7 protein-coding genes are annotated in these 15,460 nt (G+C 47.6%); 1 reads left to right on the plus strand and 6 read right to left on the minus strand.

Features of this window, described 5'->3' with window-relative positions; translation table 11 throughout:
* Position 1: 1 nt before the first annotated feature.
* The 5 genes from M2134_RS04710 to M2134_RS04730 form a co-directional block, all read right to left on the minus strand.
* Positions 2 to 1,210 carry a DUF4861 domain-containing protein gene (locus M2134_RS04710; RefSeq protein ID WP_280749964.1) on the minus strand — a complete coding sequence of 403 codons (1,209 nt, stop codon included), beginning with the start codon at positions 1,208 to 1,210 and terminating at the stop codon, positions 2 to 4.
* Positions 1,211 to 1,309: 99 nt separating this feature from the next.
* Complete coding sequence (locus M2134_RS04715) at positions 1,310 to 5,731, minus strand: two-component regulator propeller domain-containing protein (protein WP_280749900.1); 4,422 nt, start codon at positions 5,729 to 5,731, stop codon at positions 1,310 to 1,312.
* Positions 5,732 to 5,924: 193 nt separating this feature from the next.
* Positions 5,925 to 7,598, minus strand: coding sequence for a pectinesterase family protein (locus M2134_RS04720; protein ID WP_280749901.1), 1,674 nt, complete (start codon positions 7,596 to 7,598; stop codon positions 5,925 to 5,927).
* 196 nt (positions 7,599 to 7,794) lie between these two features.
* Positions 7,795 to 9,570, minus strand: a complete 1,776-nt coding sequence (locus M2134_RS04725; RefSeq protein WP_280749903.1) for a RagB/SusD family nutrient uptake outer membrane protein — start codon at positions 9,568 to 9,570, stop codon at positions 7,795 to 7,797.
* A 21-nt stretch (positions 9,571 to 9,591) separates the two neighbouring features.
* A complete protein-coding gene (locus M2134_RS04730) occupies positions 9,592 to 12,819 on the minus strand; it encodes a TonB-dependent receptor (RefSeq protein ID WP_280749904.1) in 3,228 nt (1,075 codons plus the stop codon).
* 249 nt (positions 12,820 to 13,068) lie between these two features.
* On the opposite strand from M2134_RS04730, the gene M2134_RS04735 reads away from it, so the two are divergent.
* Positions 13,069 to 14,679, plus strand: a complete 1,611-nt coding sequence (locus M2134_RS04735; protein ID WP_280749905.1) for a glycoside hydrolase family 28 protein — start codon at positions 13,069 to 13,071, stop codon at positions 14,677 to 14,679.
* Positions 14,680 to 14,700: 21 nt separating this feature from the next.
* Here the strand turns inward: M2134_RS04735 and M2134_RS04740 are convergent, their stop codons facing one another.
* Entirely contained in the window at positions 14,701 to 15,456 is a 756-nt protein-coding gene (locus tag M2134_RS04740; RefSeq protein WP_280749906.1) for a LytTR family DNA-binding domain-containing protein, read from the minus strand.
* Between the last annotated feature and the right edge of the window lie 4 nt (positions 15,457 to 15,460).

Genomic DNA, 15,460 nt, shown 5'->3' on the forward strand with positions numbered 1-15,460 from the left:
TTTATTTGATTGTTATTTTTACAGGATGTTGCAATTCTTCCTTCCAGCGGCGCACATAGGCAAACCACTCTTCCGGCGTCTTATAACCGAAGGTCTCTTTCATGGAAGTGAAACTGATATGGTAGGTGAACGATTTTTCGCCTTTTGCCTGAAGGGTATAGAGATAATTAGCTCCGTCGGCCGCTTTCTCTTGCACGATCTCCTGCGGTAGACAGGTGGCCAGTCCTACCGTTTCTTTGGCATATTTGATGGTGTCGTTTACCGGCCAGTCGTGCCCCCAACAGGCTACCAATCCCTTGTCGTCATAGAATGATTGCGAACCCTTGATGTTCTGCACGCCCGCGCAGAACACCTCTTCTTTTAGCGGACGGTCGAAACTTACCCGTACTTCACAGTCGCGGTGTCCGGCATAGAGGATATAACGTATCTTCATATGGAGGAGCGAGCCTTGGTATTGCCAGTTGTCCGCGTCTACGTCGACCACCGTACGCACCGGTCCGCCCGCCAGTACCGTTTCCGTACGCCATTCCACCGGTTCGATATGGTGTGCTTTCTTTCCGTTCCAACCCTTCAGGGCACCCAGACCACCGCTACCGCTAACCCGCAACACATCGTCGCCGAATCCCTGCGCCAGCTGTTCGTCGTTTGGATAGAACTGACAGGCTTCGATTTCAAAGCCTTTATTGAATTTTCCGTAGATATCTACCGTTTGTTTCTGGTCGAAATAGATGCGATAGGCCACCAGCTCCGACTCGAAAGCCGGCCCGTGGTGGTGCAATAGGTTATAGACATTGCTGCTGCCGGGTATGGTCAATGAACGAATCGGCTGATGCTTTCCTTTATCACCTCGCATAAGCATCTCAGCAAATACGCGAGAAGGGTAGGGGTTCTCCCTTTTTTCGGCCGAGAGACTGATCTGCAACGTGCGTGTAGCTCGTGCCGGGATGTCGAGTACGAATGAGAGTTCGTCCGGTTGCCCGTCACTGTCGAAGTCATCTATTTGAGATGGGATCTCTATATTGCCCTCTTTTACGACAACCGACTGAATGGGAAAGGAGGCCTGGAAGTCGGCCAGGGAAATCGTCACCGGCGCATCTGTCCGGTCTTCCGCCCAAGTGTTTTGAATCTCAACGGAGCATGTTTTTTCTTGCGCCTGAATGGATGCCACAGGAAGAATCCATGCGATCCCGGCAAATGCCGTATAGCGCATAAATGATTGGAGTGTTTTCATGTCTATGGTGCTACTGATTGTTCAGTACGATACAAAAGTAGGGGAATCATCGCTTCCCGGTGTGTATATTCTGACCGTTTAGGTGTATTTTTTGTTCTCTTTATATTCGGTTGGGGTCATGCCATATTTCTGTTTGAAGCACTTGCTGAAATAGCGCGGGTCGTTGATTCCCACCATATAAGAGACCTGTGAAATGCTGTATTCGCCGGTCTCAATCAGCTCGGCTGCCCGTTTTACTCGCATCTCCCGGATAAATTCGATGGGCGCCAGTCCGGTCAGTGCTTTCAATTTTTTGAAGAAGACCGAACGGCTTACGGCCAGCTCCTGAACGAGGTCTTCGACCACCAATTCGCCATTATCCATATTCTTCTCCATCAGCTCCACCAGCCTGTCGATAAACTTCCGGTCGTTGGGTGATATCTCCTCATTGGTTACCGGTTTTTCTTCCTGCTCGCGGGTGACGGGGGTGGTCAGGTTGGTTCGATAGAGCTCTTGTAATTTCTTATGTTGAACCAATAAATTATCTACTCGCGCCTTCAGGTAGGTAGAGCTAAACGGTTTGGTGATGTAGTCGTTTGCTCCGTACTCCATACCCTCGAGTTTGCTCTCCAAGGTGGTCTTGGCGGTCAATAGAATAATGGGGATATGGCTGGTGGTTAGGTTCTCTCTTAGTTCACGCGTTAGCTCCAGACCATCTTTATCGGGCATCATCACATCGCTGATGATGATGTCGGGCAGGAGGCTGAGAGCCTTTTCAAGTCCCTCTTTCCCGTTTTTCGCTTCTGCTATGCGGAACGAGGAGGCAAAGATGGTCCGTAGGAAGGTGCGCAATTCGCCGTTATCCTCCACCAATAGCATTACACCCCGCGAAGCATCTGCCTCTTGGTTCCCTGCCGGAGAGGTGTTGTTTGGCTCCGAGGTGTTTCCCGTTTCCTTTTCGGTGTCCGACAAGAGAGAGTCTTTTAGTATGAATTCGACCGACGCGTCGTAGTGCTCTTTCCCTTTCAGGAAAGCCACCTCGAAGGTGCTTCCTTCATCTAATATTGAATCGACAGAGATGGTGGCTCCGTGCATCTCCACCAATTCTTTCACCAGCGAGAGACCGATGCCCGAACTCGACTGATTGAACAGGTTGCGGTCGACCAGGTTTTCGAAGCGGACAAAGAGAGACTCTTTCTTATTGGCGGCAATGCCAATGCCCTGATCCTGCACGCCGATCGAAATATGCTTTTCGTTTTCCAATACATAGACCCGGATCATCTTCCCCACCGGCGTGTATTTGAAAGCGTTCGACAACAGATTGAATATGATCTTCTCCAGATGATCCGCGTCGGCCCATAGGTAAAGGGCTTTCTTTTCCGACTCGAAGATAAAATCGATCTGATGTTCGGTCGCCAGGGCTTCGAAGTTATCCATGATCGTGCGGATAAACGATTCCAGTTCGATCTGTTCGACCTTCATCTTCATCTTCTTGTTTTGTATCTTACGGAAGTCAAGAATCTGATTCACTAAGCGCAGCATACGGTCGGTATTCTTTTCCACCAGTTGAAGCTGTTCGCGGGTCTCCGGTGCCAACGTGTCGTTTTGCAGAATATGTTCGACCGGCCCGGCAATCAGAGTCAGTGGGGTACGCAATTCGTGGGAGATGTTGGTGAAGAAACGTAGTTTGATATCCGATACCTGTTGCTCCACCGATACTTCGTGCTTTAGGCGATAGATCGTGAACAGAATATATACGGCAACAAAGATAATGCCCAGAATCAATAGGACATAGAGGGCATAGGCCCAAGGGGTTTCCCAGAAAGAGGGTAGGATGGTGATCGGCAGTCCCCGATCGTTTTCGACCCACACGCCGTCGTTATTGGTTGAACGTACTTTGAAGACGTAATCGCCTTTGGGTAGGTTCGTATAGGTGACCATACGCTGTTTGTCGGCCAAGGTCCATTCGTTGTCGAATCCCTCCATAATGTAGGCATACCGGATATTCTCCGGTGCTTTCATATCCAATGCAGCGTATTGAATGGTCAGGATATTCTCTTTATGTGATAAGGTCAACCTGGGAATCTCATCCAGCACTTGTTCCAATATCTTGGAACGTCCGGGTCTGATCTCTTCGTTGTTGATTTGCAAGCGGGTAAAGGCCACCGGGGGAATAAAGGCACTTTTGGAAATGGCTTTGGGGTCGAAGGTGAGCCATCCGCTTCGGGTACCGAAGATTAGCTTTCCATCTTTTGTCTTAATGGAGGAGGCCTCGTTAAACCCGGCTCGTATGTTCAGAATACGGTCGTTATAATTATCGGCTCTCTCTTCCGAAGGTATGAATTTGCATAAGCCGTTTTCTGTACTGATCCACAGATTCTTATCGTCGTCTTCGCGCATAGAGAGCAAGATATTGCTTGGCAGGCCGTCTTCCATGTTATAGGTCTCGAAGCGGGCATTCCCCTTTTCGTCGACCGATATCAGTTTGTTTAATCCTCCTCCGAAGGTTGCCAGGTATAGGTTTCCGTCGGTTGTTTCGGTAATCCAGTAAACGTCATTGTGACTTAGGCTTTGCTTGTCGGTTGGGATTCGCACATGATGATCGAAACGGATCTCTTCCGGCTGTGTGAAGTCCTCCGGGAACGAGATGGCGCCGGAGGTGCTCCCTACCCAGATGTAGCCTTTCGAATCGGTTGTAACGAAGCGCACCCGGTAGCAGTCGTCGATCGGATAGCCTTTGAGGTTGTTTTGGTGGTTGATAAAGACAACGGAGCCATCTTCCCGTTCTTCCATATAATTCAGGCCTCCTCCAAAGGTGGCAATCCAGATACGTCCATGGCTGTCTTCGTGGACACAGTAGATGTTATCGTCGCTTAGGCTATACAGGTTATTCGGATCGGAATGATACTGCGTGATGCGGTAGCGCCCCTGCTCCTCCTGTGCCTTGTAGAGGCCATCGCCTTTGGTGGCAATCCATATATTTCCTTTCGAATCCTCATAGATATGATAGGCTACGCCTAAAGAATGATCGCCGTTCTTGGCAAAGGTACCTTCCCGAGTCAGACATCCCAGGAAGGTGCCATTTTTCTCATATATCCGGATCTTTCCATCACGCAGTCCCATCCATAAGCGACCATGGTTATCTTCGTAGAGCGAACGCACATCGTTACTAAGCGATTCGTATGACAAAGGATGTGGCATTTGCAGATGGAAACGCTCGGTTATGAATGATATCTTCTCCAGGCCTTTGGAGTGAGTACACATCCATAGGTTGCCTTGGCGGTCCGACATAGCCGCGTGAACCTTGTTGGAGAAGCGCCAGTCAGGCGCGCCCGGTTCGTTGTGGAACGGTATCAGACGGTTCTTCTCCCGGTCGAAATAGGAGAATCCGCCATTGAAGGGGTGCACCCAGAGGTTATCGTTTATGTCTTCAAAGATGAAAAAAGCGGGCTGTGAACGATAGGCACTACCGTCTTCCACAGCCAATACCTCCTGTTTGATTTGTTGGGTGGAGGGATTGAAATGGGTGACTCCCCGGATATTCTCCAGGTCGAACCACACCTCATTCTTTCTGTCGACATAAACAGATAGGATATGATCGCCGGGCAGATTGCGGTGAGTGGCATGTGTATAGTGCTCCTGGTGTCCCGATTGTGTGTCGTAGGTATAGAATCCATCCGTTCGGGTTGCAATGATCAGATCCTTATCCGAACAGGAATTGATAGAGATAATATCCGATTCGGTATCAAATTCTAAGAGACGGAAACTATTGTTCTCTTTCTGATAGAGCCATACACGCCCTTTGCCTGATCCGAAATAAAGATAATCATCTACTTCCCGAAAGCAGTAGAATGCCTGTTTTTGTCGGCTTTTCGACGACTGGGCATCCATGAAATAGAGTACCGGCAAGAGCGAATCAGGTCGGATCATGCCGATGCCGTTGTCCGAAAGCAACCATTCATTGCCCTCGCTGTCCTGGCGAACGGTGTAAATAGACATAGAAGGGAAGAGCCCGGATTGGAGCGAAAAGACTTCGGTCGATAAATCGTGGCTTACCGAATCGGTGGTGACCCGGATGGCCCCCTCTTTTTCGGTTAGTAGCCAGATGTGACGATCGAGTATGATAATAGAATCGACCGTCGCATAACTCTCTTTGCCCGATGCAGGTACCTGTTGGAATATCTCTGTGCGCGGATCGAATCGGTAGACTTTACTATCGTAGGTCAATGTCCAGATATAGCCATATTGGTCTTCTGCAATATGGTCTACCCGGTTATTTACCAGTCGGATCGCATTGTCTTCGCTGGCTTTGTAGGTCTTGAACGTGTATCCGTCGAACTTGTTAATCCCGTCCCAGGTGGCAAACCACATAAATCCTTTGTGATCTTCAATGATCTTCATCACCGAATTTTGGGAGAGCCCCTCTTCCGATGAGTAATGGGTAAAGGTAGCCTGCCACTGCGCAGACGCACTGATAATCAATGAAAATAAGACAGTGAGAAGAATGGTAAGTTTTCTCATGATAATTCGACTATGGCTTCACCGTACAATATTACAACTTTTTAGCCAAATAGTCGGTATCTATTATCTACAACTTTTCGCTGAGGCGACGAATGAAATCCCTCGAGGCGGCGAATGAAATCCCTCGATTTTTTTATTCTCACCCGCATGAGAATTTTTTCTCACGCGGGTGAGAATTTTTTTTCTGTTATTGTTACCGTTTTTCTAATACGACGGTTTGTGGGTCGGTCAATGGGTTCCAGTTGTCGTTGCCCGCCATGATTTTTTCGATGGTGTAGTCATCTATATTGCTTATTTGTTGGGCAAATGGGGCACGTACCGTCGCAGGCTGGGCGCCCTCTCCCGTGTTTTGATACTCGGCATAATAGATGCTCTCTTCGGCATGTTTTTTATTCCAGTTGTGCCATCCTACGGGTAGGATATGACTTCCAAGCTGGCAGCGGATAAAGACTGCTTTGGCATAATCACGCCAGGGACGGGAGAGATAGACCTTATCGACACCTTCGTCGGCGGTCAGTTGACAGTCGAGGAACACATATCCATACGGATGTCCTTCGGGTGTGGCCGGGGCGGTTACGTATCCGTTCCGTTTGTTATGGATGTGGCAACGATTAAAGAGAGCTGTTGACCATCCGAAAATGAAATCGACAGACCCTTCGATATAGCACTCCTCGTAATATTGGCGACTATTCATGCCATAGGTATAGAGTGTGTCCTGGAAGCCCAGGAAACGACAACGTTTGAATACCGTGCGGTCGCCGGCAACGAGTGCGGCAACGGCTTGTCCTACGGGACCGGAGCTATTCTCGAAGGTAATATTCTCCACATAGAGGTTATCGGCATAGAAATAACAAGAAACCGAGCCGGAGGTAGATTTCTCTTCTCCAAATAGGTTCTTTTTTTGTGCGAAATCGTCATAGGTGATGGTGGTTCCTTCTTCGCCAAACAGGGAGACATTGATTTTGCTCTCCGGAATGATCAGTTTCTCTTTATAGATACCTTTCCGGATCAGGATGCGGGTACGCGCCGCTTTCCGGTAGTCGGGCACAGCGTTGATAGCCTCTTGCACGGTAAAGAAATCACCGGAACCATCTTGCGCTACCACAAAGTCGTATTCCCGAAAGAAGGGACGCATCTCGGGGATGGCTTCGCCCAGCGACTTAACAGCCATGCCGGCAACGACTTTTGCTCCGGCCACATTCAGGTGTGTATTATCTTCTTTCCCATCCGGGCAACAGGCCAGGGTGTTTTTGGGTACCCACATGAAATATTGTCGGGTTGCTTCATCGCCCAATGGTTGTATCCAGTCGTGCGTTTGCTGACACAGATCAATCAGGAGAGTATTGGTTTCGCGTGCTACGTTTTTGGTAGCTGTGATATAGTCGCCATGCGTATCTTTCAATAATCCGTTCTCATCGAACTGACGGCGTACGATCGAGGTGAAGAGCACCGGTGTTCCCCCTTTGGCACGTGTTTCGGTGATGAAACGTTTGAGGTTGGCATCGAAGGTGCTTCCCGGCTTTGTGTAGCGGTCTTCTCTTGTTTTCTGGTCGTTATGTCCAAACTGAATAAAGACGTAATCACCCGGTTTTACTTGCGAGATAACCGCGTCCCAGCGTCCACTGTCTATAAAGCTTTTGGTGCTTTGTCCGTTGACGGCATGGTTGTCTACGCGAACCTCTTCCGAAAAGAATCCGGGCAGTACATGCCCCCAGCCACGTTCCGGGTTTCCCCCTGTCAGGTTTTTATTGGCCATGGTCGAGTCGCCAATCATAAAGATGGTGAAGGAGGGTTTAGGTGCGAAAGCCAGGAGGGGCAATAGAAGAGCCACACAACAGAAAAAGGCTAAGAATTTCTTTGTTCTCATTTCGTATTGATTTATTGTTTATTTACTATTTATTCTGACCCGTAATATAGGAGAGGAGGTGTTGAAAATAACCATCAGATAAGCCTCTTATCCTCCACAAAAGTAAAAAGAAGTTTCTTTTTGGCAATAATGCCCCGAACCTTTCAGAAAAAGGTCCGGGGCAAAACCCTTAAAAAACACTATTACCTACTAATAATCAATATCCGGGATTCTGATCGGCAGCCGTCAGTTGATCGTTGGCATCGATAGCCGCTTGCGGTATCGGCCACAACAGTTTCTGTCCGATTGTAGAAGCCGCGTTTCCTTTCAGATGCGGGTTGTACAGGTTATTGTATTCGATCAGTTTGCCTGTACGACGAAGATCCATGCGGCGATAGCCATTACCAAAGAGTTCGCAGGCTGATTCTTTCAGGATAGCATCGATGTCAATGCTGGTGGCATCGGCCAGACCTGCACGCTTACGTATGCTGTTCAAACGAGCCAGAGCAGCTGCGTTGTCGCCTTTCTTCAGGTGAGCCTCAGCAGCTACGAGGAAGATTTCCGGCAAGGTGATGATATGCAAGTCGCGGAAGCTCTTTCCGGCAGCGTAGAACGGGTTCTTGCTGTCGTCGAACTTTTTGCAGGGATGAATAGCCCAGCTCTTTCTTTGCGATTCTTCGAAGTCATATTTCATGATCAAGCCACTGGGGTAATCTTTCAAGTCGGCCATATATGTTGACATCGGTTCCATCTGTGCTGTTTTGTCGGTCTGCGGAATCACAAACGTATTAGCGCGGTTTTCCGGATCTTCCGCACGCCATGCAGCAACAGAAGCCTCGTCGCACTCCCAGTAAGCCGGATAGTAAACACCTACTAATTTGCCTTTCGCTGAATTTCCATTGTTGTAGAAAGCAAAGTAATCACCCAGAGGCTTACCGTTTTCTTTGAAGCCATTTGCTGGATCCCACATTTTGCTCACCAACAGCGTTCTGAGGAAAGTAGCGTCATAACGTTTGTCACCTTTCTCAAACAATCTCAGGGTATGCATCAAAGGAATGAAGTTAGAAGAACCGTTTTTCATACCTTCTTCAGCACCACCATAATAGTTTGAATAGAATGACTGCCAGCGGTTACCGGCATCAGCATCGTGTGAACTGGCTTGATCGTATTCGATGTCGAAGATAAATTCAGCGTTGTCATCGCCAGAGCGGTCAGCAGCCCAAAGGTCTGCAAATTCGGTTGTCAGCGAGCGTCCGCCAATCACTTCATCCGCATATTTAGCTGCTTCAGCGAAATAGGACTGGTTGCCTAAGTCCCAAGCCGCAGCCAGGTATGTCTTAGCCAACAGGGCTTTCGCAGCTTCGATGCTTGCTTCACCACCTCCTTTGGTAGCAGAAGAGGCCACCAAAGCGTTGTTAGCTATCACGCTTTTCAGTTCGTCGATGATATAGGTATATACCTCTTCGGCTGAGGCGCGAGGATATCCTTTTACAGCTGTTGCCGCGTAAGAGGTTACTAAAGGCACACCGCCAAAGTTGTTTACCAACAGATAATAGAACATCGCGTTGATGAAACGACCCTGGTCTATCGCTTTTTGTTTTTCAGCATCACTCACACTGGCTATATCGGCATAATACTGAATAGCCAGACAAGCGCGGATACCGTCATAACAGTCGACATAGAATGTTTTTACCACGCCGTTTTCCGGGGTGAAGTTCGACCAGCGATGATGCGCCGCGTCGATATCGCTACGACCATCCTGATAGAGGTCTGTGCCGGCATTGAAATAGGTGGTTACGTTGGTGCTGTTGTAGATATCAACCAGTTGGGCGTAGGCATCGTATACGAGCGATTGAAAGCCCGAAGCTGTTGAGAAAAAGTCGGAGTCCGTTACGGAACTCTTATTGTCCGGAGTGAGAAACTCATCACATCCCGCCAGTGTCATGGTTCCAACCATACACATAGCATATATTATTTTCTTATAGATCTTCATGTCTTTTGTCAATTAATATTATTAGAACTTAATATTCGCACCAATCTGATAAGTAATGGAAGCGGGTCCACCATTGGTCAGGTTTGCACTTGCCCATTCCGGGTCGAATCCTTCATAGTTTGTGAAACAGAACGGATTGAGCACATTTACATACAAACGAAGATGTTTAACCATCACTTTGTTCATCCATTCTTTGGGGAATGTATACCCCAGGGTGATATTCTTCACTTTCACAAAAGAGGTATCATGGTAGCGTACGGCTGCACTACTGCTGCTGAAGTAACCACCACCGGTCTTTTCCGTGTTGTTCGGATAAGGGTATTTACCGATATGGGCTGTTGCCTGTGTCGTTACATCGCCTGTTACCGGATCCAATACCGGAGTGCCTGCCGGGATATAGTAGTCGAAGCTCATCTTCTGACGTCCGCGATCGCCGTAATTCTGGAATTGTTCGTGGAAATAACTGCGAGACCACTGTCCCTGTTTGGTGTAGATCATAAACGAGAAGTCGAAGCCTTTGTAAGCTACAGTAGAACTTAAGCTACCGGTCCATGTCGGGTCGGTGCAGGCGAAGATCTGTTTGTCGTCTTCATCGATTTTTCCGTTGTTGTCCCAGTCGTTTACAGCCATCTGGCCTTCATACCATTTCAGTTTCTGACCACCGGCGCCAAAGGTATCGTATACCTCTTGCAATGTATAATGACGGTCGCCATCCTTTGTTTTCATGGTTACACCATCTTCGGTAATGATACCGGCAGACGTGTAGTCGCGCAATACATTCAGGCGTTCGCCGATAAACCAGTTGTTGGCGATATCGTCTCCGTTGGGCAGCTCAGTGATCTTGCTCCAGTTGCGGGCAAAAGCCAGGTTTACATCCCAGGTGATGTTGCGGTTGCGTACCACACCCAGGTTCAATCCTAACTCAATACCCGTATTGCGAACGGCACCGATATTGGTCGTGATGGAGCTTTCGCCTGTTTCCAAAGGAACAGTCGCTTTCATGATCTGTCCGTCAGACAAACGACGATACGCGTCGGCTGTCAGATTGATACGGTTGTTAAACACCGCGAAGTCGAGACCTACGTTGAATTCTTTGATCTTTTCCCATACCAGAAATCTGTCAATCAAGCCATTGGCATAATATCCTTGGAATTCACTTCCGCCGATGGTCGTGTAGGTCGGACCAGCCGCAGAAGAGGCCGTAGCATAGTCACCTACGTTGTTGTTACCGGTGATACCATAAGAGAGGCGTAATTTCAAGTTGTCTAACCAATCTACATTGTTCAGGAAGTCTTCCTGTGAAGCACGCCAAGCAACGGCTGCTGATGGGAACCAACCCCAACGATTATCCGGAGCAAAGCGAGAAGAACCGTCAGCACGCAGGGTTACTGTTGCCATATAACGATCTTTGAATGCGTAGTTCAAACGAGCGGCAGCCGATACCAGAGAAGACTCTGTATAGGTTGAGTTGATTGTCTTCGTACCTGATCCTTTTCCCATAGCGTGGAAAGAGAGTTTGTCGTCAGAAATATTGGTTACCGATTGTGTATAGGTTTCTCTGTTGGTAGAATACAAAGAGAACATACCCATGGCATTGATTCTGTGTTCACCCCAAGTCTTGTTGTAGTCGATTTGGTTGTCCCATGTCCAGTCCAGACGGTCGGTGTTTACAACCGAACCATAATTGTATTTCTTGTTCTGGAAATAAGCGGTTCCTAACGGATATGTTTCGGAAACCCCTGTTCCCATGAAGATACCCTGACGTCCGTGGTAGAAGTTCGGAGAGAAAGTAGTGGTAAAGCGCAGTCCATCCATGATGTTGAAGCGCAGATACAGGTTACCAAATACATGGAATTTACGGCTTTCGTTCTGATAAGCATCGATATCGAAGTCAACCAGCGGAGAAGGAGTAGAGGTCAGTGACATCTTACCTACCTTAGCCGGGATAGCCAGCAGGTTACCCTCTTCGTCCCAAGGAGAAACTACGGGAGCAAACCAGAAGGCATTATTATAAGGAGAATAAGCATTCGACGTATCCGTGATCCAGTCGTTCTGTACATCGTATACCAAGTTCATAGCCATACCGGCTTCAACTACCTTAGACAATTTGCTGTCGAAAGATCCTTTGATATTGATACGTTCATAGTCATTCATTTTGAACACGTTCTCTTCATTCTGATAACCAACGCCCAAACGATAGTTGGTCTTTTCGGAAGCGCCGCTCAGGCTGAGGAAGTGGTTCTGTTGAGAAGCCGTCTGCAATACCTCGCTTGCCCAGTCGAAACCTTCATTGTTCATCCAGCGATTATGCAAAGGAGAGCCTTTCCATTCGGTTCCATTCTGGAATACAGATTGAAGGTCGCCGTCGCTGATTGTGTATTTGGCACGTCCGTTGGCATCGCCTCCTCCCAGTGTGTAACGGGCAAAGCGATAATTCATCCACTCGGTAGCGTCCATGAAGTCCGGCATACGGGCAACTTCACGAATACCATAATAACCATCGTAAGAGATTTCTACTGGTTGCGATTTGTTCTGTCCAGCACCGGTACCTTTGGTAGAGATGATGATCACACCTTCAGATGCGCGTGAACCATAAATAGCCGTTGAAGAGGCATCCTTCAATACGTCGATACGTTCGATATCTTCCGGGTTCAGGAAGTCGATAGAAGAAACGACCATACCATCAACAACATAAAGCGGACCGCTTGTGTTGTTGATAGAAGCCTGACCACGGATCTGGATGCTAAACTTACCGTTTGCACGGCTGTTTGCCTGGGTGATGTTTACCCCCGGTACAGATCCCTGCAAAGCATCTTCTACGCGAAGAGCACCGCGAGCGCTGATCTTTTCGGAAGAAATAGAAGATAAAGAACCGGTTACGTCGGTCTTTTTCATCGTACCGTAACCGATAACCACTACTTCGTCCAATGCTTGTGAATCTTCACGAAGCGTTACATTAATAATGGATTGGTTACCTACCGCAATTTCCTGAGGCATGTAGCCGATGTAGGAAATAGATAAAACAGCGTTATCCCCTACATTAGTGATAACGTACTCACCATCCAGATTGGTAATGGCACCGTTAGTCGTTCCTTTGACTAATACGTTGACCCCAATCATCGGTTCACCGGTCGCGTCTGTCACAGTACCCGTTACTTGACGTCCCTGGGCAAAAGCAACCACACTGAGAAAACTCAATAGGAATGTAAAAAATCCTTTGTGTACTTTGTTTACTTTTTGTCTATTCATGATAGAATTGATTTATAAATTAACTAATCATTAGCTGCAAATGTATGGCGCTTGCGCTGGTTCGATGTTTACAGATTGTTCATTTATGTGAAATAATTGACTGAAACCAATTTTTCCACATCAAAACCAAAAAGCAAACATCTTTACCAATTTCTCTCTGCAAAAAAACAAATATTCACCAAAACTGCAAATCGAACGCTTTAATATTGCATTTGGAATAAAATAATTAAACTATACAATCGAATACACATGAAAACAGCATCTATTCAACTATGCTCTTTTTTCTTTGCCGGAATATTGGCATTCACGGGGTGTCAAACGACTCCCGGATCGACCGCGGCCACAGAGGACTCCCTGGCCGCTTATTTTGATCATGTACCTTTCTCTATAGAGGCTTTCGAACGCCCTGCTTTTCCGGATCGTTCGGTGAATATCATCAATTATGGCGCTGTAGGCGATGGCATAGCCATGAATACGGAGGCGATCAACCGGGCCATTCAAGAGCTGTCGGCCAAGGGTGGGGGAACGGTGGTGATACCTGCCGGGATCTGGCAAACCGGCCCAATTCAGTTATTGGATAATATCAACCTGCATGCGGAGGCGAACGCGCTTGTCGTTTTCAATCCCGACAAAACGCTTTATCCCATCATCGAAACCTCTTTCGAGGGGTTGAATACACGCCGCTCAACCTCGCCTATACACGCGCGTGACGTACAAAATATTGCTATTACGGGCGAAGGGGTGTTTGACGGTTCGGGCGATGCCTGGCGTTTTGTGAAGAAAGATAAGATGACCACTGCTCAATGGCGCAAACTCATTGGCTCCGGAGGGGTACTCAATGAAAAGGGTGATATGTGGTTTCCCAGCGAAGAATCGTTTCGCGGGTATAAAACGAGTGATATGTTTAACAATCCGCAAGACCTGACGACTGATGCCGAATGGGAAGCGATTCATCATTGGCTGCGTCCGGTACTGGTGAGTCTGATCGGTTGCAAAGGGGTTTTGTTGGAAGGTGTAACGTTCCGCAACTCGCCGGCCTGGGGTATCCATCCATTGATGTGCGAGCAGTTTATCATGTCGGATGTCAAGGTATTCAATCCCTGGTATTCACAGAATGGTGATGGACTGGATCTGGAATCTTGCAAGGATGCATTGATCATCGGTAATTTGTTTGATGTGGGCGATGATGCGATCTGTCTTAAATCGGGAAAAGACAAAGACGGACGTGAAAGAAATGTGCCCTGTGAGAATGTGATTATAAAAAATAATGAGGTATTGCACGGACATGGAGGTTTTGTTGTCGGCAGTGAGATGTCTGGTGGTGTGAAGAATATCTATGTGTCCGACTGTTTGTTTATGGGCACCGACGTGGGGCTTCGCTTCAAGAGCACCCGTGGCCGTGGCGGTGTGGTAGAGAATATATGGATTGAGAATATCCGGATGACCAATATTCCGACCGAACCAATCCTGTTCGATCTGTTCTATAGCGGTAAATCAGCCCTGGAAGAGCTGGAAGAGGGTAAATCTATTCAGCCAGCCTTGCCTGCTGTAACAGAGGAGACTCCTTCATTCCGTAATATATCGATCCGTAACGTCACCTGTAAAGGAGCGCGCCGTGCAATGTACTTCAATGGACTCCCCGAGATGAAAATCCAAAACGTTGCCTTGGAAGATATCACGATCACCGCCGATCGGGGTATTGAATTGATCCATGCCGAAAATGTTTCGGTAAAGAACGTGCATATCAATGTAAAGGAGGGAAAAGAATTATTGTCACAGCACACCAATCAACTGGTTGTCGATGGGCAGACTATGCCTGACTCAGGCTCGGAACCCTTGTTGTTGATGCTTGGCAAATAATCGATTTGGTAACTATTGCACTTACGCCTCGTTAACGATCCATTGCTTGAATTCCGAAGCTTTGTTTTTGCTGATATAGATCGGTTCCGGCGTGTCGATTGTTAGATTCACAAGCAATCGGCTGTCGAACCAGATGGTGATGTTTTGAACGCTGTCACGGGAGAGGAGGAATTGCTTGTTGGCACGAAAGAACTTCGCCGGGTTTAGCTGACCTGATATCTGTTCGAGGGTCTTGATATAGGGGTAGCAACTGCCATCTTTCATATAGATCTTGGTATTCTTTTCGGAGGTATAAAAATAGGCTACCTCGTGGAGGGCAATGGGGATTAATTTGTCTCTTACCGGAATCAATAAGCGGTCTTTATAACGAGGTGAGGGATTGATTTGCGTCATTCGGGTGAGGTATTCAACCACCTCAATCCTTGTCCACTTGCTGAATTTATGCAAGGCACGGGTGAGCTCCTCTGCTTTGATAGGTTTAAGCAGGTAATCCACGCTGTTCACCTTAAAGGCTTCAATCGCATATTCGTCATAGGCAGTCGTGAAGATAATGGCTGTATCGACCTCTATACTGTCGAAAATAGAAAAAGCAGAGCCGTCGGAAAGGTGGATATCCATCAAGATCAGATCGGGAGCCGGGTTGGTTTGCAGCCATTTGATAGTTTGAGTAATACTTTCCGTATTGCCAACCACCTCGATGTCGAGATCTATTTCAGCAAGGATATTGATCAGGTTCTCGTATGCAACAGTTTCGTCTTCTACAATCAGGATTTTCATACGA

This window comes from Parabacteroides sp. PM6-13 (genome assembly GCF_029892605.1).
GTDB lineage: Bacteria > Bacteroidota > Bacteroidia > Bacteroidales > Tannerellaceae > QVMG01.